Consider the following 24040-nt stretch of genomic DNA (forward strand, 5'->3'; position numbering starts at 1 on the left):
ATGAAAAAATTAGCGTTTTTAATGCTGGCTATCTTCACGATAGGATTCATGCAGGCACAAACCAAAAAATCAAAAAATATGAAAAAGAAAATCTTATTCGTCGTAACCAGCCATGATAAAAAAGGGAGCACTGGTGAAGATACAGGATATTATTTGGGCGAAGTTTCTCACCCATGGGAAGTTCTTCACCAAGCAGGATATAAAATTGACTTTGTAAGCCCAAAAGGAGGAACTCCTCCGGTAGATGGATTTGATTTGAAAGATCCTGTCAACAAGGAGTTCTGGGAAAACAAAGAGTATAAGAACAAGATTGATCATTCTATGACACCCTCGCAGGTGAATCCAAAAGAGTATTCAACCATCTTTTATGCCGGAGGACACGGAGCTATGTGGGATTTTGCGGATAATACGGAACTGGCAGATATCGCTTCAAAAATTTATGAAAATGGAGGTATTGTAGCAGGGGTATGTCATGGTCCGGCAGGTTTGGTGAATATCAAACTGAATAACGGAAAATATCTTGTAGACGGAAAGAAAATCAATGCTTTTACCAATGAAGAGGAATCTGAAGTAAAATTGACAAATGTTGTTCCTTTCTTATTGGAAGATAAACTGAAAGAAAGAGGGGCAAAATTTGAAAAATCGGGGCTTTGGCAGAATCATGTTGTTGCAGATCAGAGAGTGATCACAGGTCAGAATCCACAGTCTGCAAAAAGTGTTGGAGAAGCAATTTTAAAAGAATTAAAGAAATAACAGTCAATTTTTAACCACAAAAGTCACAACAGTTTTTCAGATACTTAAGTTATTAAAAGTGTCATTGAAACTGCGAGAATTCCCCTCCTCCGGAGGGGTGGCAGAAATTCAAAGAATTTTTGACGGGGTGGTAAATAAAAACAATCAATTTTAAAACAAACAAAATGGAATATAGAAAATTAGGAAACACTGATTTGGAATTATCAACCATCACACACGGAGCTTTTGCTATCGGAGGAAATATGTGGGGAGGTAATGAAAAACAGGACTCTATCAACTCTATTCACGCATCATTGGATCATGGAGTAACTTCTATCGACACGGCACCTTTCTATGGTTTCGGATTGAGTGAGGAAATGATCGGGGAAGCCATTAAAGGAAAAGACCGTTCAAAAATTCAGCTTTTAACAAAATTCGGGCTGGTATGGGACGGAAGCAACAACGGAAAAGGAGAGTTTTTCTTTGATGCTGAAGACGAAGGAAAAACGATTCCGGTATATAAAGTAGCTTCTAAGGAAAACATCATCAAAGAAGTTGAAGAAAGTTTAAAAAGATTAGGAACGGATTATATTGACCTTTTACAGCTTCACTGGCCAGACAGTACAACTCCTATCTGCGAAACAATGGAAGCAATGGAATTATTGATCCAGCAAGGAAAAATCCGTACCGCAGGAGTAAGTAATTACAGTGTAGCCCAGATGGAAGAAGCCAACAGAACCTTAAAGCTTGCCAGCAACCAGGTTTCTTACAGTATGCTGAATAGAGCCATTGAAAACGATCTTGTTCCTTATTCTTTGGAAAACAATTCAGGAATTATTGTGTACAGCCCGATGGAAAGAGGTCTTTTGACCGGTAAATATTTCAAGGAAACTCAATTAAAAGATAACGATCACAGAAACGGATATTTCTCACAGTTTGACTTGAACAAAGTAAAAACTTTCTTAGAAAAAATTGAACCTATTGCACAGGAAAAAGGAGCCAGCCTTTCTCAACTGGTTTTAAGATGGACTACGCTGCAGCCGGCAATTACAGTCGTATTGGCAGGAGCAAGAAATGCACAGCAAGCCATCGAAAACGCAAAAGCAATGTCTATTGACCTTTCACAGGAAGAATTGAACTTCATCAATTCAGCGTTGAGCGAAATTTAATATAAACGCTGGAAGAAGGAGGATGGAAGTACTATCAGACTTCATAAACCTCCCTCTCCCCTCTTCCAGCCTCCTTTCCCTAAACCTCAAACATCATAGAAAATGAAAAAGAATCTGATCAAAATGTTCGGATTGGTAACCTTATTGACCCTAAACAGCATTACATTAAAGGGGCAAACGCTTGTCAATCCGGAAGATCAATCATGGTATCCTTCTGCTTACGGAGCACAGGACGAAATCGGAGCGGCCAATCTATTGACTCCGGAAGTTGTAAAACAGGCTTTAGGACTGGTAAAACAAGGTAAAACGCTAGCACTTGCTGTTCCAATTGATAAAAACCTTCCGGCTTTCAGACACAGAAGCTTCAATCTATACAACATTCAACCTGGGGAACAGGGAGGAAAAAGCATAGGCCCGAATAAATTCACCTTCAATGATGAATTGGTCAATGGATGGACCGGAGTGGGAACACAACTGAACGGTATCGGGCACATTGGTATTGACAACACTTACTACAACGGAAATAAAGCAGCAGATTTTGTAACCGTAGAAGGCGTGAAAAAGCTGGGTGTTGAAAAAGTACCGCCATTCGTTACCCGCGGTGTAGTCCTTGATATGACTGCTCATTATGGAAAATCAATTGTACCCGGAGGAACAGAATTTACTGTAGAAGACATCAAATCCGTTTTAAAGAAACAGAACCTTACGCTAAGAAAAGGAGATGTCATTCTTTTCAATACGGGATGGCTTGAATTGATCGGTAAAGACAACAAACAGTTTCTGGAAACAGAACCGGGAATAGGAATGGAAGCAGCAAAATGGCTTGCCGATCAGGGAATCGTTGCTTTTGGTGGAGACACCTGGGCTTCTGAAGTATATCCCAATCCGAAAACCAAAGAAGAATTTCCAATCAATCAATTTATGCTCGCTAAAAAAGGGATTTATAATCTGGAGCTGATTGACAGCCGTCCTTTGGTGAAGCAAAAAGTCTGGGAATTTTTATTCGTACTGGGACAACCTCTGTATGTAGGATCTACCCAGGTGAATGTGAATCCTGTTGCAATTTATTAATTTAAATACTACAGTATGAGGTTGTTTAAACTTTTATATTCATTATTTTAACCACAAAAGACACAAAAGTTTTAAACATTTAAGTTTTTTCAGAATCAGGCCTTATGCGTAATAAGTACACCTAAGTTTTGTAAAAAACTTTAATTTTCATCTTGTGTGAACTTTTCTGCGGTATCATTTTAAACTTACTTAAGTGAACTCAAGTGTATTAAAATGAAACCTTTGTGACTTTTGTGGTTTGGTAAAATTCAAACAACTTTTATATCCGAGAAACGGAGAGACAATGTAATTCCGGTTTAAAAAATAAAATTAACCTTTAGATTTATTTTTAGAATTAATACCCAAACCGCGTTACACTGTCACTTTGCATCTTGCATCAAAACGGCCTTTCAAAAATTTGAAAGGCCGTTTCTTAAAATAAAGTAAACATCCGCAGATGATGCAGTCTTCATCAACTTCCATCCTCCATCACCCATCTTCCTGGCTTCACTATTTTCCAACCGGAAGATGAGTACTCACTGCAATTCTGTTCCATGCATTGATCGTTACAATAGCCATAATAATCTGTGCAATCTGGTTATCATCAAAAAACGACTTTGCTTTTTGATACGTTTCTTCAGTTAATCCTTTGTCGCTTATCAATGTAATTTCCTCTGTCATCGCCAAAAGCACCTGCTCTTCTTCTGTAAAGAATTCTTTTGCTTCTGTCCATCCGTTTAGAATGAAAATTCTTTGAGGAGTTTCCCCATATTTGATGGCATCTTTTGTATGCATATCAAGACAAAAAGCACATTTATTGATTTGTGAAGCTCTGATCTTAATCAGTTCCTTCTGAATGTGTGTCAATGAAATTGTTTGTAGGTATCCTTCCAATCCAAGCATCGCTTTATACGCTGCTGAGTCTACTGTTGCAATATTTAATCTTGCGCTCATTATATTATTATTTTTTGGTTAATTGATCTATACTTAAAGAATATTGTTGTTGAACTGCCAATAAAAGAGCCGCAGCACTTGCCACCCAAACAGAATAGTTTAGTGGGGCTTTTGGTCCTGATGCAATGGTCATGGATATGGCAAAAATCAACAGCAGAATACTGCTTCCGTAAGCCGCAATTTTAGTTTTAAATCCTACTATCAGCATCAGAGGAAAAAGGATTTCTAAAAAGGTAGCGGCATATGCTGAAAATGTACTCAAAGCTTCCGGCAGAAAAAACGTCAGCTGTCTTGTATATTCTTCAAAACTGGCCATGTTTCCCCATGATGAGTTTTCTTTGCTCCATAACCCGAACCGGTCTGCCACTGCAGAAAGCATGGTTACCCCAAGAGCAAGTCTTAAAAATAGCTGCGGAAATTGATTTTTTGTATCTGTCATTGTATTGGCTTTTAATAACATGACAAATTTCCGCTTTCTGATCCGTAAAAATCTTAAACTGGTTTAAGAACGTAATTTTGCCCTGATTTCACTCAGATATTCTGGCGTAAAACCTAAAAAGGAAGCAATTAAGTATTGCGGAATTCTTTGGATAAACCAAGGATACAACGTACTGAAATGTACATAATATTCTTCTTTTGTCATCTCATAAATATAACGGATTCTTTTTTCCGCAGCAGCATATGCTGTTTGGTATACCATTCTGAAATAACGTTCCATAATGGGATGCTTTTCCAATAGAAGTTCCTGAGACTGAAAATCAATGGTCAAAATTTTAGAATTTTCTACAGACTGAATATTAAAGCCTGACTTCATCTGTTTTTCAAAAGCAAAAGTATCTGACATCCACCAGTTTTCTATAGCAAATTCCGTGGTTTGTTCTACTCCTTTTTCATTGACGAAAAACTTTCTCAGACATCCTTCCAAAACAAAATATTTCAACTTACAAACATCACCCTCAAGCATCAGGTTTTCTTTCTTTTTCACTTTTAAAACCTGAAAAAAAGAAATGATCGAAGTAAATTCCTCGTCATTGACCGTAATGAATTTATCTAAATGTGTTTTGAAAGCTTCCATTGTAAAATTTAGTAACCAAACTTAACTTTATTTTTTTAGTTTTACAATGAGAAAATATTGAATCATGGAAATCATTGCTAAAATTCTGATCGCAGTCGTTGCACTGGAACATATTTATATTCTTTGGATGGAAATGTTTGCATGGGAAACTAAAGGAAAAGAAGTTTTCAAAGCTGCTCTTCCTGCAGAAATGTTTAAACCCACCAAAGGATTAGCCGCCAACCAGGGCCTTTACAATGGTTTTCTGGCTGCAGGATTGATCTGGTCATTTCTGATTAAAGATCCGCAATGGCAAACGAATGTAGCACTCTTCTTTTTAGGATGTGTAGCTGTAGCAGGAATCTATGGAGCAATTTCAGCGACTAAAAAAATATTTTTCGTTCAGGCTTTGCCCGCTATCCTGGCCATTATTGCCGTTTTATTGAAGTAATTTCATTGTCCTTATTTTTAAAGATCTTCTTAAAAATATTTACATGATCAATACCCTCTTATCTTTTATGATAAGGGAAAAATTACTATGAATATCTCCTCCCATCATCAGACTTAAAACCAGCTTCTTACGTCCCAAAAAATCCATTTAATATAAAATTCGTAAATTTGCATCGTCATAAAAGATTGATACACAGTTTTTTTTATATTGACCTGCATTGTGATGAAATGCAGAAATTCAAGTTGTTCAGTACACATATCCGTAATTACTTCATCAGTAATTTAATTGTAGAATCGATGTAAAAGATTAAGTTCTTTTTACATGATACACTCTTTTTCTAGAGTATAATCTATTGAAATATTTAAAATAAACATAAGGCTTAGATGCTTTGTGGCTTTATTTTTTTGTAAAAAGCTTCTATCATGATAAGAAGCTTAGTAGATTATTTTATGCTATCGTCATCACCAGAACAACAATGTAAAATGGGGTATAATGAATTGGTGTACAATTTTTTATACCATTAATTAAAAAAAATCTGAATATGGAAAAAAATGAAAACAGTAGAAAAGTAAAACTTAAAGTTGAAGATCTGACTATTATTTTTGGTAAAAACAAAGAGAAAGCACAGGAACTTTTAGACAAAGGTTTTTCCAAAAAGGAAATTCTTGAAAAAACAGGCTGCACCATAGGAATCAACAAAGCAAGTTTTGAAATCTATGAAGGTGAATTCTTTGTCATCATGGGGTTGTCGGGAAGTGGAAAATCCACTTTGCTGCGCTGTCTTAACAGGCTGAATGAGCCCACTTCAGGAAAAGTATACATCAATGACGATGATATTACCAGTAAAAACAATAAAGAACTTCTGGAAGTAAGAAGAACGGAAATGAGTATGGTGTTTCAAAAATTTGGATTGCTGCCCCACCATACTATTTTAGACAATGCCGGTTTCGGACTGGAAATCAGAGGAGAAGACAAAGCTTCCCGTAATGAAAAAGCACAGAAAGCACTGGACATTGTAGGATTGAATGGTTTCGAAAATCAGTATCCTTCCCAACTTTCAGGAGGAATGCAGCAGAGAGTAGGATTGGCAAGAGCTTTGGCCAACGATCCTGAAGTCCTGCTGATGGATGAAGCTTTCTCCGCACTGGATCCTTTGATAAAATCTGAAATGCAGGATCAAATGCTTGAGCTGCAAAATACATTGCAAAAAACCATTGTCTTCATTACCCATGATCTGGACGAGGCCATTAAAATTGGTGACCGTATCGTTATTATGAAAGATGGTGTCATAGAGCAAATAGGAACAGCAGAAGATATTTTGACTAATCCTGCAAGCGACTATGTAAAAGCATTTGTAGAAAAAGTGGATCGTAAAACAATTATCACCGCCAGATCTTTGATGTTCGACAAAGCTACGGTGGTACGTTTCAGAAAAGATGGTCCTGAAGGAGCTTTAAGAAAAATGAGAGCAACAGGATTGGAAAACTTACCTGTCGTAGATTTTCAAAATAAATTTCTTGGGTTTGTGACCCTTAATGATGTCGTTCGAATCGCAAAAAAGAAAGAACCTACAGTAGAATCAATTATCAACAGCAACGTTCCTTCAGTCTATCCGGAAGTTACTGTAGAAGAAATGCTACCGTTAATTTCAGGAAATAAATCGGCTATTGCCGTGGTAGACGAAAACAATAAATTTTTAGGTCTTATCACCCAATTATCTCTCATCATAGAAGCTACTAAGTTTAACGAAGAAGAGATCATTGAATTAAAAGAAATCGCAAACAATCAATAAGATGAATAAAACTATAGATATAGGTCAATATGTAGAAACTGCAATCAATTGGCTCACAGAAAATGGAAAACCTGTATTTGATGTCATAAAACATGTGGGAAACTCTTCTATTATGGGAATTGAATGGGTTTTGGTACATACTCCCTTTTATGTTATCATTCTCTTTTTTACGCTGCTGGCATTATGGAAAGCAGGAAAAGGCATCGCTGTTGTCACGGCAGCCGGGCTGAGTTTAATATTTTTAATGGGATTATGGAAAGAAACCATGGAAACTTTGGCCCTTATTTTTGTAGCAACTATTACGGCCCTTATTATTTCTATCCCTCTGGGAATTTGGGCTGCGAAAAGTAAAATAGCCGCAAAAATTATCCGCCCTTTACTGGATTTAATGCAGACAATGCCTGCATTTGTCTATCTGATTCCAGCTGTATTGTTTTTCAGTATCGGTAAAGTACCCGGTGCTTTTGCAACCATCATTTTTGCAATGCCGCCTGCGGTACGATTAACAACATTGGGAATTGAAGCCGTTCCGAAAGATATCGTAGAAGCAGCCAGAGCTTTTGGAGCTACCAACCGCCAGATTCTGTTTAAAGTAGAACTTCCCTTAGCTATGAAAACAATTTTAACAGGGATCAATCAAACCATACTATTATCCCTATCCATGGTTGTTATTGCAGGAATGATTGCTGCGGGTGGTCTAGGTGAAAAAGTATTGGAAGGAATTAATAATCTGGATATCGGATTAGGATTTGAAAGTGGTTTATCCGTTGTGATTTTAGCCATTATCCTTGACCGGATTACCCAGGGATTTGTAAAGAAAAAACAATAAGATGAAACAATTAAAATATCTATTTTTCCCCTTTTTAATAGTGGTATTGGCTGCATTAAATTCGTGTGAAAATATAAAAAGCTCTAAATATATTACCATAGGAATGGTAGATGGCTGGGCGGAAGATGTTGCGATGACCCACGTTGCTAAAGCCATTTTGGACCAGCAGGGATATCATGTTATTATTCAAAAAGCCTCTACAGATATGATTCTGGCTTCGATGAATAATGAAGATACAGACCTTTTCATGGGAGTCTGGCTGCCTTACACCCACGCTAAAAAACTCGCTAAGTTTCCGGGATTAGTTCATCTTGGAACCAATTACAACAACGGCCGTATAGGATTGGTCGTTCCGGAATACGTTCCGGTGCATTCCATTGAAGAACTTAATCAACATCAGGAGCAATTCGATCATAGAATCATTGGAATTGAGAAAGGAGCCGGATTAACAACCGGAACGGATAAAGCCATTATTGATTATAAACTGGATTATAAACAGATCAACTCTTCTACCATTGCCATGATCACCGAGTTACAGAATGCCATACAACGCAAACAATGGATTGTGGTAACAGGATGGCAGCCCCACTGGATGTTTGGCAAAATGAAGCTTAAATTTCTTGACGATCCCAAAAAGATCTTTGGTGAAGCAGAACAGATTAAAACCTATTCCAGAAAAAGCTTTGGTAAAGACCATCCGGATGTAGCCAAATTCTTTTCCAAAGTCCATTTTGATGATGAAACGATGTCTGATCTTTTAATGAAAATGGAACAGAGTAAAAATAAAGAAGCCACCGCTAAGGAATGGGTAGAAAACCATTCTGATCTGGTCAAATTATGGCTAGATAAAAATTAATATAACGATACAATTTGGTATTACTTAAAATCCTCAACTTTCCATGAGTCTGAGGATTTTTTCATCAACATAGATTATTTGATCTTTTCTCTATGAAGCAATATTTATTAGTAATCGCAAAGGCGCAAAGAAATTTAATAACATACTGCTTTAAGGCGCAAGAAAATCAAATATTTTCAGCAAGTTTGTTTCAGTTAAATTCAACAGAACTAAATTTTATCAAAGATAGAATCCTTGCGCCTTAAGACATATTTAAAGGAAAATTCTTGCGTCTTTGCGTTTTCCAATATCTCATAACGATCCCATTGATTCTTTAATTTTTTCCCGATGGATTATTCCCCAATTGACTAATGTTTCTGTTACAGGAAATACAGATTTCCCATATTCTGTCACCGCATACGTTACCGTAATAGGTTTCGTATCCTGAATGGTTCTTGTGATCAGGAGATTGGTTTCCAGTTCTTTTAATTCTTTGCTCAGCATTTTAGCAGAAATCCCCTCAATACTGCGTTCCAGTTTTTTAAAATGAATCATCTGATCTGGTCTGTTCGTCAGATATCGTAAAATCATCAGTTTCCATTTTCCTCCCAATACATCCAGACTGTCACGCATTGCGAACAATTCTTCTGTACAGTTTGCTTCTCTTTCGATGCCGTTTTCTATGATTTTTGCCATAATAGTTTCATGAAGGTAACTAGTTACCATTAGTTAACTAGTAGCAAATATAAACTATTCCCTCTTTACATTTGTGTATCAAATTAAACGTATGAAATCGCATGATTTCTAAAATATAAATATCTACGTATGAAAGCAGTTATTTTAAATAAAAACGGAAAACTGGAAGATGGTTTTGCCGAGCAGCCCCAGCCCAAAGGCAATGAAGTTTTAATCCAGATCAAAGCAAGCGGTTTCAATCCTATCGATTACCAGATGCTTGAAAACGAACTCGAAAGAAAACTGATCAGTTCCCCGATATTGGGAAGAGAATCATCGGGAATCATAGTTGGCAAAGGTCCTGAAGTGACACAATTTAATATTGGTGACGAAGTCTATTGTGGCAGCGGTTCTATGGGAAGTAATGGGACTTATGCAGAATATATAACTGTCCCTGAATCTATTGTTTCGTTGAAACCAAAGAATATTTCTTTTGAACAGGCAGCTTCCATTCCTTCGGTAGGACTTACTTCTTTTCAGATCTTTAACCGTTTGAAACTAAATCCCGAAAATACCATTCTTGTAACAGGTGCAACCGGAGGAGTTGGTTCATTTTTGATCAAACTTTTATTAGCTCATAATATCCGGCAGATCACAGCAACTGTTGGCAGTGAAGAAAACAGACAGGTTCTTCTCAATATGGGGCTAAAAGATTATCAGATCATCAATTACAGAGAAGAAAATCTTATTGAAAACATTTTAAAAGCCAATAATAATCAACCTTTCGAGTTTGGGATTGATCTGGTAGGAAATTATATGTCAGAAGTGACTGCAGAAGTTTTAAAGATCAATGGAACCTATGTAGATGTAACTGCTTTAGTCACCAAAGATGCACATGAAACCCTTTTCAACAAAGGAAGCCTGATTATGAATATCTCCAATTACACTTATGGAATGATCAAAAAATATGAGTATTACAAAAACAGCTTACTTGAAATAAAAAGTCTCATCGAAACCGGAACTATTACGCCACCTCAGCATAAGATAATAGGAAATCTTTCTTTGGAAACCGTTCTGCAGGCACATTCTATTTTAAAAAACAATCAGACCCAAGGCCATAAACTCATCATGAAACATTAATCTATGAACAAAATACCAAGACGAATCGTAACAGGAATTAAAGACGGAAAATCTATCATTATAGAAGACCAGCAGGTAGAAAATGCAGTGGAACATTTTCCGGGATTGATCATTTCAGATGTGTGGAATACGCAGACAATGCCGGCAAGCTTAGATATTGAGACCAGAATTCCCAATACAGGATTCCCACAGACTCCTAAAAATGGCACCTATTTTCGGTATGTAGTTGTTCCTCCCGATAAAGACTTAGGGGTTGAATGGAAGAAAAATGAGCCTCACCCCATGATGCATCAAACTCCGACACTGGATTATATCATTATCCTGTCCGGCGAACTCTACCTCATCATGGAAGAAGGAGAAACACTTCTGAAACCTGGAGATATTGTCATTCAAAGAGGGACTAATCATGCGTGGAGCAACCGCTCTGATGAACCTTGCATTCAGCTGGCGGTGTTGATCGATGCAGAGATTTAAATTAAAATTTATTTTGTTGGAAAACGCAAAGGCGCAAAGAAGAATAAATGATATGTTGTTTTTAAGACGCAAGAAAATCAACGATTTCCAGCAAGAAATGATCTATAAAGTATTAGAAATGTACAATTTTATCGCAGATAAAATCCTTGCGACTTAAAAACGGATAAAAAAAGAAAAACTTTGCGCCTTCGCGTTTTCCAACAAAACTTAGAAACATTAAAAAAACTCACGCATATTTTACATAAACATCTGCGTAATCTGTGCAATCTGCCGGAAATAAAATATAAACAGTATTCAACTTTATCGCAGAGAAAATCCTTGCGACTTAAAAAGGATTAAGGAACGATAAAACTTTGCGCCTTTGCGTTTTTCCAACAATTACAAAGCAGAAATTTCCAACAGTTTCTGCTTCATTTTTTCAGGCGTCATCTGCCCTTCCTGATAATAGACCAAATTCTGATGCTTATCCAGGAATACCCATAACGGATACACAGGCTGATTTTTATTTTTAGACAAAGCCAGCGCCAACTCATGAATTCCTGAATTTCCATTCTGCAGATATTCAAATTCCTGATTCTGGAAATGAATTTTCTCCTTTGTTTTTTCTGCCTCGAAATTGACAAAATAAAAATGATCGTTTAATATATTCACCAGCTCTTTATCTTTACTCATACGGAAAGACTCAATCTTACACACCGCACACCAATCGGTATAAAGATGGATGACAACCGGCCTCGGATTTTCTTTCTGCAAAACATCCAGGTCAGAAAAAGTGCCTGTCTTCATCTGAGACAGATAAAAACAGGGCACTAACATTAAAAATAAAGCTATTTTTTTCATCATAAGGTATATTTTACCCCCAGAAATCCTCTGATACGCTGCATAGGAGCATAGCCGTATGCAGTATCAAATGTATAATGGTTGGGATTGTTGATAGGGTCATCAATATGTTTATTAAATGGGTCAAACGGTCTCATCAAAGGGTCTTTAGGAGTAAAATTGAATAAATTTTTCACTCCGCAATACACCTCAAATCCTGATTTGAAACTCTTGGACACCTGAATATTGGCCAAAGAATAGAATGGTGAATATTCCGGGCGGTAGTCATTCACTAAAACAGGAAGTCGCATCGGTCCGTAAAACTGTCCGGTAAAATCTACCGTCAGGTTGTTCGGAAATTTATAGGTCAGGTTATATGTTCCACTCCACTTTGGAGCATGCAATTGCTGTGTTTTCTGATTTTCATTATCAAATTTTTGATAGACATCCAGATAAGTCACTCCCAGATTCACACTCAGAGGAAACTGAAAACTAAAATCCACATTCAATGAAGCTCCTCTCGAAATTCCATATCCATGCAGGTTGTCATAAATAATTTTAGTAGGATCAGAATCAAAATCACCTACAATTTTATTACTGAAATAGGTATAAAATGCAGAAGCATCAAGATTCACCATTCGGTTTCCTACAGGAATTTTCCAGATATAATTTAGATTTCCGTTGACAGACCGTTCTGGTTTCAGGTCTGATTTTACAACCACTTCCCGGGAACCTGTCAATGCTGCATGATCTTCTGTAAATAAATTAACAACTCGGAATCCTGTTCCGAAGTTGAAACGCAGCGTGTGATATGGGTTTGGGGAAAACTTCCATGCGAATCTCGGAGAATGAATAGAATGATGTACTTTATCATAATCATATCTGTATCCTAGCAACAAAGTGTTTTTTTCATTGATTTCCCATTGATCCTGGATAAAAGCTCCCCAGATCGGAGACTTCATCGGTGCATTTGTGATCCCGTCTGGCGCTAAAGTTCCCGGCGTATTATCATCATAAAATGTTCTTTTAAAAGTAAGTCCGGCCGTGATATCGTGTTTTCCGAAACTTCTGTCCCAATAAGTCTGAACAAAAGCTACTTTTTGTGTGGCATTGAAAGGATTGGTTCCGTAAAACGAATTCTGGTCATGGTAATTGTAAGAAAACTGGGTCACGATATGTTCTTTCATAGGCCACTCGTACAATCCGAAAACCTCTGCCCTGTTCGTATAAATACTTTCTCCGTAGACCTGATCACTACCACGGAAAGATTTGTTCCATTGCATTTCTCCCCCAAAACGATCTTCATACAGGTATCTTAAAGCGAAACTCGCCTGTCGGTTTTCTTTTCTTTTAAAATTCCATTTGTTGAAGACAGAAATTCTACTTTGCAAAGTAGCATCCGTAAAATTATCTTTATTCTGATCTATTCTTTCTTGAAAGCTGAAATAATTTAAACTTAATAATGAAGCAGCATTCTTTCCTACATTGAATTTGGTTGAAAGATCCACATTATTTTCAAACCAACCGGTTGTCATCAGATCAACACTCAGCTTGGGAGCTGTCAGTGCATTTTTGGTGATAATATTGATGACTCCCCCCATTGCTTCAGAACCGTAAATGGAAGATGCAGGACCTTTTACCACTTCTATTCTATCCACCAGACTATTCGGAATTCCGCTCAGTCCATATACTGTGGAAAGGGAACTTACAATCGGCATTCCATCAATAAGGATCATGGTGTATGGTCCTTCCAATCCGTTGATATGAATATCTCCTGTATTGCACACAGAGCAATTCAGCTGAGGCTTTACTCCATTTACCATCGCAATAGCCTCAAAAATGCTTGGTGTCGGGTTTTTCTGAAAAAATTTCTGACTGTAGATCTCAACCGCTACCGGGCTTTTTGATCTGCTCATCGGTTTTATGGTTCCCGTAACCACTACATCCTCTATGGTACTCGTCTTGATTTCTCTTTTGGTAACTTTTGCAGAATCAATGCTTTTGTTCTGCTGTAAACTTAAGCTGTCTGTCTCCTGGGCAAAACAATATGATGATAAAAAAGTAATAGAAAATAATATTCGCTTCATGAAATTAAAATTGTTAGACAAATCTAACAATTATTTTTTAATTACAAAACTTTATGGGAAAAATATTGATTGAGCCAATTCATGAAAAATGATTAAATTTGAGAAACTACATATGAAAGTAAAATGAGATATCATCTAGCGGGAAATATCCCACCAAAAAGACATACGATCTTTAAGTCTCCAGAAGATAAATTTTACTATGAACAGCTCTTCGGTACAGAAGGCTTCCATGGTATTTCTTCTCTGTTATATCATATCCACCGCCCTACACAGATCAAATCTATCGGTGAGCCGAAAGATGTTACTCCCAAAATAGCTGTGGAAAAAAACATCGCCCCAAGAATGTTCAAAGGGATGAATGTTACTCCTGAAGATGATTTCATGGACAGCCGAAAAATCCTTTTGATGAACAATGATCTGAAAATGGGTTTGGCAAAGCCAAGAAAATCAATGGATTATTTCTACAAAAATGCGGAATGTGATGAGCTCTTATATGTTCACCAGGGAACAGGAATTTTAAAAACATTTGTAGGAGATCTTGATTTTGTAGCCGGAGATTATCTTATTATTCCAAGAGGAACAATCTACCAGGTAGAGCTAAAGTCTGATGATACTGTATTTTTTGTATTGGAAAGCCACTCGCCTATTTATACTCCGAAAAGATACAGAAATGAATTCGGGCAGCTTTTGGAGCATTCTCCATTCTGCGAAAGAGATATGATTGCTCCTGCTTTTAAAGAACCTATTGACGAAAAAGGAGAATTCTTAATCAAAGTAAAAAAAGAAAACCAACTTACGGATTTTATCTATGCAACACATCCGTTTGATGTAGTAGGCTGGGATGGATATTTTTATCCGTATAAATTCAATATTAAAAACTTCGAGCCTATTACAGGACGAATCCACCAACCGCCACCGGTGCATCAGAATTTTGAAGGACACAATTTCGTAGTGTGTTCATTCTGTGCAAGAATGTATGACTATCATCCGCAGGCTATTCCGGCACCTTATAATCACTCTAATATTGATTCTGATGAGGTATTATTCTATACAGAAGGGGACTTCATGAGCCGTAATCACATTGACCTGATGGACTTCACCCTTCACCCAGGCGGAATTGTACACGGACCTCACCCAGGAGCGATGGAAAGAAGTATCGGTAAAAAATTCACAGAAGAATATGCGGTAATGGTAGATCCATTCCGTCCATTAAAAATCACCGAAGAAGCTTTAAAAGTGGAAGATCCTTCTTATAAAACTTCATGGCTGGAATAATTTATTCTTAGAACAAAAACAGTTTTACCCTTTTGATATCAACCACAAAAGATTAAACACTTAAGCTTTATAAAGTGAATTCTATTTGCTTCAAAAGAGCACTAAAGATTTTCTTCTAATGTGTACTTTATATGATACTATTGAACACTTTCTTAAGTGAACTAAAGTGTTTAAATATAAATCTTTGTGACTTTTGTGATGAAAAGTTCTAATAGATATATTTAAAAGTAAAAAAGTCTATCAGGTTCATACCAAAAAGTATTACTGAATACATACAAAAGACGCTTTAAATCCTTTATTTAAAGCGTCTTTTTTCGTAAATTTGTAAGGTATGGTTAACATATTTGACCATCATTATTTTTCATAACGCATCCTAAGTAATGGTGGTTTAAAACAAAATCAATATTACATGTTAGAAAGAATCAGATTAGAAAGTTTACACCAAAAAGTAACTACGGCAGAAAATGCTGTAAAAATCATTAAAGACGGTATGACCATAGGGTCCAGCGGCTTTACAAAAGCAGGTGACAGTAAGGCTATCTTGCCGGCACTCGCTGAAAGAGGAAAAACAGAAGACCTTAAAGTCACTTTGATGACCGGAGCTTCACTCGGCCATGGTACCGACGGAAAACTGGCCGAAGCTAATGTTTTAAAGAAAAGAATGCCCTTCCAGGTAGATCCTATCCTAAGGAACAAGATCAACAGCGGGGAAATTCTCTTCATCGACCAGCATTTAAGTGAAAGTGCCGAACTTCTTCACACTAAAAATCTTCAGAGCATTGACGTAGCGATTATCGAAGCTGCCTATATTGAAAGAGACGGAAGCATTGTTCCTACCACTTCTGTGGGAAACTCAGTGACATTTGCTGCTTTGGCTAAAAAAGTGATTATCGAGATCAATACAGAAGTTCCTGAAGAAGTCTACGGAATCCACGATATTTACCAGGCAGAAGATTATCCTTACAGAAATGTTATTCCAATTGTAGCCCCATGGAACAAAATCGGGAGAAAAAGTATTCCTGTTGATCCCGATAAAATTGAAGCCATTGTTTTTACCAACCTTAAAGACAGTCCTGCCGATATTGCAGAACCGGACGAAAAAACAACCGCTATTGCCAAACACCTTCTTGGTTTCTTTGAAAATGAAGTGCTTTTAGGACGACTTACAGATCGATTGCTTCCGCTTCAGGCAGGTATCGGTAAAGTAGCGAATGCGGTGCTTACAGGATTCAAGGACAGTAACTTTTATGACCTGACGATGTTTTCAGAAGTTCTTCAGGACAGTACTTTTGATCTGATAGATTCAGGTAAATTAAGTTTTGCCTCTGCTTCATCCATTACTGTTTCCAAGGAATGCTATGAGAGAGTCCTGGGAAATCTTTCAAAATATAAAGACAAGTTCGTTTTAAGACCTCAGAATATTTCCAATACTCCGGGACTGATCAGAAGATTAGGGGTAATAGCCATCAACACTGCGATTGAATTCGATATCTATGGAAACGTAAACTCTACCCATATCGGAGGTACAAAAATCATGAACGGAATTGGAGGTTCCGGAGACTTTGCAAGAAATGCTTATTTAAGTATTTTTGTTACCCAAGCTGCTTCAAAAGGCAACAATATCTCCCATGTCCTTCCAATGGTTTCCCACACTGATCATACAGAACATGATGTTGATATTCTTGTGACAGATGTTGGATTGGCAGATTTAAGAGGATTGGCACCAAGAGAAAGAGCACAGAAAATCATTGATAACTGTGTTCACCCTGATTATAAGGAAGAATTACAATCCTACTTTGACAGAGCTTGCGAAAAAGGAGGTCATACCCCTCATTTATTACAAGAGGCATTCAGCTGGCATCTGAGATTCTCCGAAACAGGAAGCATGAAACAAAAGACAACAGTTGAAATTTCCAATTAATCTGGGATTCGATTTAAGCAAATTTTAAAAATAATTGACCGTCATTTAATTTTCTCAAATTGAATGACGGTTTTTTTGAAAAGAAACCATTACTTTAAAATAAATCATATATATCGGAATTAATTTTTAAATTTAAAAGATTTAAAAAGCGTAATCCGAAAAGCTATATGAGTAGGAAAAACTAATACAATAAATTATTTATGAAAAATCTTAAAAAAATGAAGAGAAACGAGTTAAAAAATGTAAAAGGAGGAGATAATCCTACACGCGTCGTTTGTGTTCAACTTATGAATCAATTTGTAGAAGTGTTTCCTGAAGATTTTTGCTATAATCCACAAAATTCGGGTCATACGGTATGCGTATGTAAAAGACTTTATGGTCTATAAAAAATATTATCATTAACGTGAGGTTGATATAAGCAAAGTTTAAAAATAATTGACCGTCATTTACTTTATTTAAGTTGAATGACGGTTTTTTTTTGGAAGAAACAATATGCGATCAGACTTCTCAAAATATTCACCATAAAATTGTTTGCGCATCTGTGTTGGCATCTTCTACCTAACAGTGATTTTTCCAAACTCAGCTCATTAAGAATTCCATAACAACACGATAAATAAAGAACTGAATGCTAAGATATTTAGTCCTTTATTTTTAGATTTATCCAAATCTACTCCACATGACAAAAGTCTTTTTATTATAGTTAAGATATTTGGAATCGGTGTTATTATAAATATTATCTTTGAAAGAAGAGAGGTATTTTATGAACAATATAAATACTCTGAGCACCCTTAAAAAGAACAAAATATGAATAATTACATCAGCGCAGAAGAAGCAATATATACCATAAAAAGTGGAAACCGTGTCTTTTTTCACGGCAGTGCATGTACTCCCAATTACCTGATTGATGAGCTGGCAAGACAGTCTAATCGTTTGCAAAATGTAGAAATGGTTTCCATTACCCAACAGGGCAATGTAGAAATTGCAAAACCGGAATACAAAGACAGTTTTTTCATCAATTCTTTATTTGTTTCCACTCCTGTGCGTGATGCAGTAAACTCCGACAGAGGAGACTTTGTACCTGTTTTCTTAAGTGAAATTCCTATTTTATTCAGAAAGAATATTCTGCCTCTGGACGTAGCAATTATTACGGTTTCCCCTCCTGACAGACATGGTTTCTGTACATTGGGAACTTCTGTAGATATCGCAAGAGCAGCTGTGGATACTGCAAAGATTATTGTTGCCATTGTGAATCCCAGAATGCCCAGAACACATGGAGATGGTATGATCCATATCAGCAGAATTCATAAACTGGTTTGGCATGAGGAAGAGCTTCCAACAGTAGATTATGGTTCAAAAGTAGGTGCTGAAGAAATGCTTGTAGGAAAAAATGTGGCAGAGCTTATTGAAGATAGATCTACCCTTCAGATGGGCATCGGGACCATTCCTGATGCGGTTTTGAAATGTCTTACCAATCACAAAGACCTGGGAATTCATACAGAGATGTTGAGTGACGGCGTTATTGACCTGATTCAGGATGATGTGATCAACAATAAATATAAAGGGTACAACGATAATAAAACCATTACAAGTTTCTGTTTTGGAACCAGAAAACTCTATGATTATGTGGATGACAACACTGTATTTGCCTTCAGGGATGTAAGTGAGGTCAATTTCCCGATCAATATCATGAGAAACAAAAAAATGGTAGCTATCAATTCTGCCATTGAAATAGACCTTACGGGACAGGTTTGTGCTGATTCTATCGGAACGATGCAGTACAGCGGAATCGGAGGACAAATGGACTTTATGCGTGGTGCAGCTTTAAGTGATGACGGAAAACCTATCATAGCCATTACCGCAAGAACGAAAAAAGGAATTTCAAGAATTGTTCCTTTCCTTAAGCAGGGAGCAGGCGTAGTCACAACCAGAGGTCATATTCATTATGTTGTGACCGAATACGGAACGGCTTATCTCTATGGAAAGAATCTTCGACAGAGGGCACAGGAGCTCATTAGCATTGCCCATCCGGACGATAGAGAAATGTTGGAGAGAGCCGCCTTTGAAAGATTTAAACACTGATAATCAAAACATAAAAATTTTTAAGTTACTTTTACGTCTGAAACGGTAAAACATATTTTGAACCGGCATCCGTAAAATCATAAAAAAGCGCTAATATTTTGGCAGTATTTTTGATAAAACTCTTTCAAAAACAAGGAAATTGAAAACTATATATAATTCGATACGAGAAGAAGTTGTAAAGCATTCTAAGGTAAGGAATTCTGTTTTGGGGAATGTGAATGAATGGAAAAGAAGCCATTATATTATTCTTTCCGAAATTATTAAAGATGAACTCTCTGAGGCTGAGGAACTGAAAGGAGGGAAAAAATTTGAAATTGGAAATACCATTTCCCATGTGACTCTTCAGCGATTTTTTGAAAACGATTACCAGGATAAAACACATAATGATCTCAGGTTTTTAAAAACTCTGGATAAGATCTGTATTTTCTTAGGATACAAGGATCTTAATGATTATATCCTTTCTATAAGATACAAGAAACAAAACGTTGAAGAAACTGATAATCAATCCTATCTTACACAGATGGTTTATGATTACTGTGCAACTGCTTTTGAGTTCTGCAAACAGTTTCCCAATCATAATACCAAGCTTTTTAAAGACCTGGTTTTTGATGACTCTCCATTCTTGGAAAGGGTTTCTCAGTTCAGCAAAGAATTGTGTGATAAAGATTTTCATCTGGTTACCAAAAACAACAGATCCAATTATGAAGTTTTTGACATTCAGATTGTTACTGATGAGCCAGACAAAAAAATACTCGAATCTCAGGAGTTCTGGAATCTCCTTTTCAAAGTAGGAGAAACCGGAGAAGAACATTTTGTAAACCAACTGAGTACACAAATATACTTCATCAGAAAAGTAGACAATACCTGGAAGATATGGGATAACTATAATCCTGATGCCGGTATGCTCAACAGGAAAATTGAAACAGTCTAAAAATAAAAAGCCGTAGAGAATCTCTACGGCTTTCATGTTTCGAAACATTTTTTCTCACTTGTATTTTGTATTACAAATGTAGGAAGACGATTTTAAACTTAAGAAACTTAAATATACTTAAGTAAACTCTTCTTTAACGTTATGTTAAATATATTCAATGAATACAGGGGAATATTTTCGCCATATCTAAGAATTTTGTAATTTGCATACCAATAAAATAAAAGTAAAAGAGAAAATATGTCAACACTTACATTTGCCGAGAAAATTGCTCAAGCAGAAAATTTCTTACCGATCAACGGTACAGATTACATTGAGTTTTATGTAGGAAATGCAAAACAGGCTGCCCATTATTACAAAACCGCTTTCGGTTTTCAGTCTGTAGCTTATGCCGGTCCTGAAACAGGAGTAAGAGACCGTGCATCTTATGTGCTTCAACAGGGAAAAATCAGATTGGTATTAACTACCGGATTAAATTCTGATTCTCCTATCAGTGAGCACGTAAAAAAACATGGTGACGGAGTAAAAATTTTGGCACTTTGGGTAGATGACGCTTATGCAGCTTTCGAAGAAACAACTAAAAGAGGCGGAAAACCTTATTTAGAGCCTGTAACGTTAACTGATGAGCATGGTGAGGTAAGAATGTCGGGAATCTATACGTATGGAGAAACCATTCACATGTTTGTTGAAAGAAAAAATTATAACGGACCTTTTATGCCTGGGTATGAAAAGTGGGAAAGTGATTATAAGCCTGAAGAAGCAGGTTTATTATACGTAGACCACTGTGTAGGAAATGTGGACTGGAACAGAATGGTTCCAACAGTTGAATGGTATGAAAAAGTAATGGGATTTGTGAATATTCTTTCTTTTGATGACAAGCAGATCAATACAGAATATTCTGCGTTGATGTCTAAAGTAATGTCAAACGGAAACGGATTTGCAAAATTCCCTATCAATGAGCCTGCAGAAGGTAAAAAGAAATCTCAGGTAGAAGAATATCTTGATTTCTATGAAGGTGAAGGTGTACAGCACATCGCTGTGGCTACGAAAGACATTATCCACACGGTAACTGAACTGAAAAAACGTGGTGTAGAGTTCCTTTCTGCTCCGCCAGAAGCCTATTACGATATGGTTCCTGAAAGAGTAGGTCATATTGATGAAGATCTTAAAAAACTTCAGAACTTAGGTATACTTATTGATCATGATGAAGAAGGGTACTTACTACAGATCTTTACTAAGCCTGTAGAAGACCGCCCTACTCTATTCTTCGAGATTATTGAAAGACATGGTGCACAGAGTTTTGGTGCCGGAAATTTCAAAGCTTTATTCGAAGCATTGGAGAGAGAGCAAGAAAGAAGAGGTAATCTTTAATTTTACGTTAAAAATATAAGTTTTGTCAGAATACCGTATTCTGGCAAAACTTTTTTATAAAACACAGTATATGAGAAAATTTTTAATCGGGACTCTTTTTCTGGGAACATTAGGGCTTAAAGCTCAATATGGATCTTTGAATGAAATCCTAAACCGACTTGAACAAAGAAAAGGCATCAATCAGCATCTTGAAAATGTAAATGTTGACAACAAAAAGTTCGTTTTCATCAAAGATGAAGCCGATCATACAGAACGGGACTTTATTATTATCAAAGGGAATAATGCCACTTATGTAGAAGTTTTCGATGATAAAGCTACAGGAGAAAGCAGTTCCAATGTTTTTACCGGTGATATTATCAGGAAAAAAAATATTATTTCTTTAAGAGCAAACATGCTTGAAAACAAAAAAATCCCAATGCCTGTTACCAAAACTCTATTATTGACCCAGCAGGACAATATTCTGTACCTCATCGATGTCAATACCAGAGATCGATGGATTGATGAAGCATCTTACTCAAAAAAAGCAAAATAAATATTCTGAGGAAATCTCTCAGCGTGATCTTTAAATCTAACTAAAATCTAAACTTATGAAATCATTTGTAGACTATTCCTCAAATTCGGATTTTTCCATCCACAATATTCCTTTCGGAGTCGCAGTTTTTAACAAAGAATATATCGGATGTTGTACAAGAATCGGAGATCAGATAATTGATCTTGCTACTTTGTACGATCTTGGGTATTTCGAAGATATTGAAGGATTAGACGACAATGTTTTTGAAGCCTATACCATCAACGAATTTATCGAACTGGGTAAACCTGTTACCAATGCCATCCGTACTAAAATTCAGACTTTATTACAGGAAGGCTCCACTTTATCAAAAGATCAGAAAACGATTGAAGAAGCTTTCTACGACCTGGATAAAGTAAAAATGATCATGCCTCTTCACATCCCGAATTACACTGACTTTTACAGCAGCATCGAACATGCTACCAACGTAGGAAAAATGTTCCGTGATCCTGAAAATGCTTTATTACCCAACTGGAAACATTTACCGGTAGGTTACCACGGAAGAGCATCCTCTATCGTAGTTTCAGGTACAGAAATCAACCGTCCAAAAGGTCAGATGAAGCCTGCAGATGCAGACAAGCCTGTTTTCGGACCATGTAAACAACTTGATTTCGAATTGGAAATGGCTTTTGTCATCAACAAAAACACGGAGATGGGAGAAAGTATTTCTACAAAAGAAGCAGAAGATGCTATTTTCGGAATGGTCGTTTTCAATGACTGGTCTGCAAGAGATATTCAATCATGGGAATATGTTCCACTAGGGCCATTCCTTGCGAAAAACTTCGGTTCTTCTATTTCTCCATGGGTAGTTACTCTTGAAGCTTTAGAACCATTCAGAACAGCTTCTCCAACTCAGGATCCTGAAGTTTTGGACTATTTAAAATTTGACGGTGATAAAAACTACGATATCAACCTTGAAGTATATATTCAGCCTGAAAATGGAGACCAAAACCTAATCTCTGAGAGCAACTACAAACACATGTACTGGAATATGACCCAGCAATTGGCTCACCACACCGTAAACGGATGTAATGTGGAAGTGGGCGACCTGTATGCAAGTGGTACCATTTCAGGAAGCGATCCAAAATCTTTCGGTTCTATGCTTGAACTGACATGGAGAGGACAAAATCCTTTATCATTAAGCAACGGTGAAGAAAGAAAATTCATTGAAGATAACGATACTGTTACCATGAAAGCATGGGCTGAAAAAGATGGTATGAGAGTAGGCTTCGGTGAAGTTTCCGGTAAAATTATTCCAACACTTTAATAACTATTTAAACACTTTAGTTTTTAAGTTAAAAATTATGATAAAATCAAGTTCACTTTAGTTTTTGAAAATCTACGATTTTCATTTTTTCCTTCGTTATGATTACTCAAAAAATAATTAATGATCTGTCTTATAAAGTTGTTGGAGCTTGTATTGAGGTCCATAAATTAGCAGGTCCTGGATTATATGAAGAAGTTTATCATCAATGTTTGGAAAAAGAATTTAAATTATTAGGTTTAAAATATCAAAGTGAACTTGAAATACCATTTTTCTATAAAGGAAGCTATATAGATTGTAAATTAAAATGTGACTTTTTGATTGAAGATTTGATTGTTTTAGAAATAAAATCAGTTGTTGAAATTCATCAGATTCATAAAGCACAAACTATGAATTACATGAATCTATTAAAGCGACCTCGCTCAATTTTAGTTAATTTCAATGTTACCAACCTTTATCACGAAGGCTGTGAGTTCTTTGCTTCTAAACTATTTAAAGAACTTCCCAAAGAATGAAAATCGTAGATTTTCAAACTTAAGTGCTCTTCAATAAGGCATTGTCATAAATAACTAA

24 protein-coding genes and 1 pseudogene are annotated in these 24040 nt (G+C 36.5%); 18 read left to right on the forward strand and 7 right to left on the reverse strand.

Annotated elements, in window-relative coordinates:
* From C1634_RS14725 to C1634_RS14735, 3 genes are all read left to right on the forward strand, one after another.
* Complete coding sequence (locus tag C1634_RS14725; RefSeq protein ID WP_228410083.1) at positions 1 to 753, forward strand: type 1 glutamine amidotransferase domain-containing protein; 753 nt, start codon at positions 1 to 3, stop codon at positions 751 to 753.
* A 164-nt stretch (positions 754 to 917) separates the two neighbouring features.
* Entirely contained in the window at positions 918 to 1901 is a 984-nt protein-coding gene (locus C1634_RS14730) for an aldo/keto reductase (RefSeq protein WP_109738687.1), read from the forward strand.
* A gap of 102 nt (positions 1902 to 2003) precedes the next feature.
* Positions 2004 to 2972, forward strand: a complete 969-nt coding sequence (locus C1634_RS14735) for a cyclase family protein (RefSeq protein WP_103234817.1) — start codon at positions 2004 to 2006, stop codon at positions 2970 to 2972.
* Between the two features lie 489 nt (positions 2973 to 3461).
* On the opposite strand, the gene C1634_RS14740 is transcribed toward C1634_RS14735, so the two are convergent.
* The 3 genes from C1634_RS14740 to C1634_RS14750 all read right to left on the reverse strand — a co-directional run bounded on the left by C1634_RS14740 (position 3462) and on the right by C1634_RS14750 (position 4980).
* Complete coding sequence (locus C1634_RS14740; protein WP_103234818.1) at positions 3462 to 3905, reverse strand: carboxymuconolactone decarboxylase family protein; 444 nt, start codon at positions 3903 to 3905, stop codon at positions 3462 to 3464.
* Positions 3906 to 3912: 7 nt separating this feature from the next.
* Positions 3913 to 4344, reverse strand: coding sequence for a DoxX family protein (locus C1634_RS14745; protein ID WP_228410084.1), 432 nt, complete (start codon positions 4342 to 4344; stop codon positions 3913 to 3915).
* Positions 4345 to 4407: 63 nt separating this feature from the next.
* Positions 4408 to 4980, reverse strand: coding sequence for a Crp/Fnr family transcriptional regulator (locus C1634_RS14750; protein ID WP_103234820.1), 573 nt, complete (start codon positions 4978 to 4980; stop codon positions 4408 to 4410).
* A gap of 64 nt (positions 4981 to 5044) precedes the next feature.
* On the opposite strand from C1634_RS14750, the gene C1634_RS14755 reads away from it, so the two are divergent.
* The 4 genes from C1634_RS14755 to C1634_RS14770 all read left to right on the forward strand — a co-directional run bounded on the left by C1634_RS14755 (position 5045) and on the right by C1634_RS14770 (position 8887).
* Positions 5045 to 5410 (forward strand): DUF1304 domain-containing protein, encoded by a 366-nt coding sequence (locus tag C1634_RS14755; RefSeq protein ID WP_103234821.1) that lies wholly within the window; start codon positions 5045 to 5047, stop codon positions 5408 to 5410.
* Between the two features lie 541 nt (positions 5411 to 5951).
* Positions 5952 to 7202, forward strand: a complete 1251-nt coding sequence (locus tag C1634_RS14760) for a quaternary amine ABC transporter ATP-binding protein (RefSeq protein WP_103234822.1) — start codon at positions 5952 to 5954, stop codon at positions 7200 to 7202.
* 1 nt (position 7203) lies between these two features.
* Complete coding sequence (locus C1634_RS14765) at positions 7204 to 8031, forward strand: ABC transporter permease (protein WP_076356605.1); 828 nt, start codon at positions 7204 to 7206, stop codon at positions 8029 to 8031.
* 1 nt (position 8032) lies between these two features.
* Positions 8033 to 8887, forward strand: a complete 855-nt coding sequence (locus C1634_RS14770; protein ID WP_109738689.1) for a glycine betaine ABC transporter substrate-binding protein — start codon at positions 8033 to 8035, stop codon at positions 8885 to 8887.
* Positions 8888 to 9178: 291 nt separating this feature from the next.
* Here C1634_RS14770 and C1634_RS14775 read toward each other — a convergent pair whose 3' ends face one another.
* Entirely contained in the window at positions 9179 to 9562 is a 384-nt protein-coding gene (locus C1634_RS14775; protein WP_103231610.1) for a winged helix-turn-helix transcriptional regulator, read from the reverse strand.
* 129 nt (positions 9563 to 9691) lie between these two features.
* On the opposite strand from C1634_RS14775, the gene C1634_RS14780 reads away from it, so the two are divergent.
* Together C1634_RS14780 and C1634_RS14785 are read left to right on the forward strand one after the other, a co-directional pair.
* Entirely contained in the window at positions 9692 to 10681 is a 990-nt protein-coding gene (locus C1634_RS14780; protein WP_103231591.1) for a quinone oxidoreductase family protein, read from the forward strand.
* Positions 10682 to 10684: 3 nt separating this feature from the next.
* Complete coding sequence (locus tag C1634_RS14785) at positions 10685 to 11155, forward strand: cupin domain-containing protein (RefSeq protein WP_103231592.1); 471 nt, start codon at positions 10685 to 10687, stop codon at positions 11153 to 11155.
* A gap of 378 nt (positions 11156 to 11533) precedes the next feature.
* On the opposite strand, the gene C1634_RS14790 is transcribed toward C1634_RS14785, so the two are convergent.
* Positions 11534 to 11998 carry a thioredoxin family protein gene (locus tag C1634_RS14790; RefSeq protein WP_228410085.1) on the reverse strand — a complete coding sequence of 155 codons (465 nt, stop codon included), beginning with the start codon at positions 11996 to 11998 and terminating at the stop codon, positions 11534 to 11536.
* Positions 11995 to 14061: a TonB-dependent receptor plug domain-containing protein gene (locus C1634_RS14795; protein ID WP_185145135.1), complete on the reverse strand. Its 2067-nt coding sequence runs from the start codon at positions 14059 to 14061 to the stop codon at positions 11995 to 11997. Before C1634_RS14795 ends, C1634_RS14790 begins: the two co-directional genes overlap by 4 nt.
* A 123-nt stretch (positions 14062 to 14184) precedes the next feature.
* Here C1634_RS14795 and C1634_RS14800 point away from each other — a divergent pair, with 123 nt between their 5' ends.
* The 3 genes from C1634_RS14800 to C1634_RS26570 all read left to right on the forward strand — a co-directional run bounded on the left by C1634_RS14800 (position 14185) and on the right by C1634_RS26570 (position 17643).
* Entirely contained in the window at positions 14185 to 15336 is a 1152-nt protein-coding gene (locus tag C1634_RS14800; RefSeq protein WP_103231593.1) for a homogentisate 1,2-dioxygenase, read from the forward strand.
* 409 nt (positions 15337 to 15745) lie between these two features.
* Complete coding sequence (locus C1634_RS14805) at positions 15746 to 17257, forward strand: succinate CoA transferase (RefSeq protein ID WP_103231594.1); 1512 nt, start codon at positions 15746 to 15748, stop codon at positions 17255 to 17257.
* A gap of 200 nt (positions 17258 to 17457) precedes the next feature.
* Positions 17458 to 17643 (forward strand): bacteriocin-like protein, encoded by a 186-nt coding sequence (locus C1634_RS26570; protein WP_109738691.1) that lies wholly within the window; start codon positions 17458 to 17460, stop codon positions 17641 to 17643.
* Positions 17644 to 17674: 31 nt separating this feature from the next.
* Here C1634_RS26570 and C1634_RS26575 read toward each other — a convergent pair.
* Positions 17675 to 17830, reverse strand: a pseudogene (locus C1634_RS26575) (IS982 family transposase); the annotation flags it as partial.
* Between the two features lie 231 nt (positions 17831 to 18061).
* On the opposite strand from C1634_RS26575, the gene C1634_RS14815 reads away from it, so the two are divergent.
* The 6 genes from C1634_RS14815 to C1634_RS14840 all read left to right on the forward strand — a co-directional run bounded on the left by C1634_RS14815 (position 18062) and on the right by C1634_RS14840 (position 23982).
* The gene (locus C1634_RS14815) at positions 18062 to 19336 is read left to right on the forward strand and encodes an acetyl-CoA hydrolase/transferase family protein (RefSeq protein WP_103231595.1); all 1275 of its coding nucleotides are present in this window, start codon (positions 18062 to 18064) and stop codon (positions 19334 to 19336) included.
* A 139-nt stretch (positions 19337 to 19475) separates the two neighbouring features.
* Positions 19476 to 20267 (forward strand): hypothetical protein, encoded by a 792-nt coding sequence (locus tag C1634_RS14820; protein WP_103231596.1) that lies wholly within the window; start codon positions 19476 to 19478, stop codon positions 20265 to 20267.
* Positions 20268 to 20504: 237 nt separating this feature from the next.
* The gene (gene hppD, locus C1634_RS14825) at positions 20505 to 21635 is read left to right on the forward strand and encodes a 4-hydroxyphenylpyruvate dioxygenase (RefSeq protein ID WP_103231597.1); all 1131 of its coding nucleotides are present in this window, start codon (positions 20505 to 20507) and stop codon (positions 21633 to 21635) included.
* Between the two features lie 70 nt (positions 21636 to 21705).
* Positions 21706 to 22167 carry a hypothetical protein gene (locus C1634_RS14830; RefSeq protein ID WP_103231613.1) on the forward strand — a complete coding sequence of 154 codons (462 nt, stop codon included), beginning with the start codon at positions 21706 to 21708 and terminating at the stop codon, positions 22165 to 22167.
* Between the two features lie 55 nt (positions 22168 to 22222).
* Positions 22223 to 23470 carry a fumarylacetoacetase gene (gene fahA, locus C1634_RS14835; protein WP_103231598.1) on the forward strand — a complete coding sequence of 416 codons (1248 nt, stop codon included), beginning with the start codon at positions 22223 to 22225 and terminating at the stop codon, positions 23468 to 23470.
* Between the two features lie 98 nt (positions 23471 to 23568).
* A complete protein-coding gene (locus tag C1634_RS14840; RefSeq protein ID WP_103231599.1) occupies positions 23569 to 23982 on the forward strand; it encodes a GxxExxY protein in 414 nt (137 codons plus the stop codon).
* The last annotated feature ends 58 nt before the right edge of the window (positions 23983 to 24040 follow it).

Origin of the sequence: Chryseobacterium viscerum, assembly GCF_002899945.2 — a bacterium.
GTDB classification, from domain to species: Bacteria; Bacteroidota; Bacteroidia; order Flavobacteriales; family Weeksellaceae; genus Chryseobacterium; species Chryseobacterium viscerum.

Excerpts from the sequence above, each read along its gene's own strand:
- C1634_RS14725 (WP_228410083.1), top strand. The coding sequence starts at position 1 with ATGAAAAAATTAGCGTTTTTAATGCTGGCTATCTTCACGATAGGATTC.
- C1634_RS14730 (WP_109738687.1), top strand. The coding sequence starts at position 918 with ATGGAATATAGAAAATTAGGAAACACTGATTTGGAATTATCAACCATC.
- C1634_RS14735 (WP_103234817.1), top strand. The coding sequence starts at position 2,004 with ATGAAAAAGAATCTGATCAAAATGTTCGGATTGGTAACCTTATTGACC.
- C1634_RS14740 (WP_103234818.1), bottom strand. The coding sequence starts at position 3,905 with ATGAGCGCAAGATTAAATATTGCAACAGTAGACTCAGCAGCGTATAAA.
- C1634_RS14745 (WP_228410084.1), bottom strand. The coding sequence starts at position 4,344 with ATGACAGATACAAAAAATCAATTTCCGCAGCTATTTTTAAGACTTGCT.
- C1634_RS14750 (WP_103234820.1), bottom strand. The coding sequence starts at position 4,980 with ATGGAAGCTTTCAAAACACATTTAGATAAATTCATTACGGTCAATGAC.
- C1634_RS14755 (WP_103234821.1), top strand. The coding sequence starts at position 5,045 with ATGGAAATCATTGCTAAAATTCTGATCGCAGTCGTTGCACTGGAACAT.
- C1634_RS14760 (WP_103234822.1), top strand. The coding sequence starts at position 5,952 with ATGGAAAAAAATGAAAACAGTAGAAAAGTAAAACTTAAAGTTGAAGAT.
- C1634_RS14765 (WP_076356605.1), top strand. The coding sequence starts at position 7,204 with ATGAATAAAACTATAGATATAGGTCAATATGTAGAAACTGCAATCAAT.
- C1634_RS14770 (WP_109738689.1), top strand. The coding sequence starts at position 8,033 with ATGAAACAATTAAAATATCTATTTTTCCCCTTTTTAATAGTGGTATTG.
- C1634_RS14775 (WP_103231610.1), bottom strand. The coding sequence starts at position 9,562 with ATGGCAAAAATCATAGAAAACGGCATCGAAAGAGAAGCAAACTGTACA.
- C1634_RS14780 (WP_103231591.1), top strand. The coding sequence starts at position 9,692 with ATGAAAGCAGTTATTTTAAATAAAAACGGAAAACTGGAAGATGGTTTT.
- C1634_RS14785 (WP_103231592.1), top strand. The coding sequence starts at position 10,685 with ATGAACAAAATACCAAGACGAATCGTAACAGGAATTAAAGACGGAAAA.
- C1634_RS14790 (WP_228410085.1), bottom strand. The coding sequence starts at position 11,998 with ATGATGAAAAAAATAGCTTTATTTTTAATGTTAGTGCCCTGTTTTTAT.
- C1634_RS14795 (WP_185145135.1), bottom strand. The coding sequence starts at position 14,061 with ATGAAGCGAATATTATTTTCTATTACTTTTTTATCATCATATTGTTTT.
- C1634_RS14800 (WP_103231593.1), top strand. The coding sequence starts at position 14,185 with ATGAGATATCATCTAGCGGGAAATATCCCACCAAAAAGACATACGATC.
- C1634_RS14805 (WP_103231594.1), top strand. The coding sequence starts at position 15,746 with ATGTTAGAAAGAATCAGATTAGAAAGTTTACACCAAAAAGTAACTACG.
- C1634_RS26570 (WP_109738691.1), top strand. The coding sequence starts at position 17,458 with ATGAAAAATCTTAAAAAAATGAAGAGAAACGAGTTAAAAAATGTAAAA.
- C1634_RS14815 (WP_103231595.1), top strand. The coding sequence starts at position 18,062 with ATGAATAATTACATCAGCGCAGAAGAAGCAATATATACCATAAAAAGT.
- hppD (WP_103231597.1), top strand. The coding sequence starts at position 20,505 with ATGTCAACACTTACATTTGCCGAGAAAATTGCTCAAGCAGAAAATTTC.
- C1634_RS14830 (WP_103231613.1), top strand. The coding sequence starts at position 21,706 with ATGAGAAAATTTTTAATCGGGACTCTTTTTCTGGGAACATTAGGGCTT.
- fahA (WP_103231598.1), top strand. The coding sequence starts at position 22,223 with ATGAAATCATTTGTAGACTATTCCTCAAATTCGGATTTTTCCATCCAC.
- C1634_RS14840 (WP_103231599.1), top strand. The coding sequence starts at position 23,569 with ATGATTACTCAAAAAATAATTAATGATCTGTCTTATAAAGTTGTTGGA.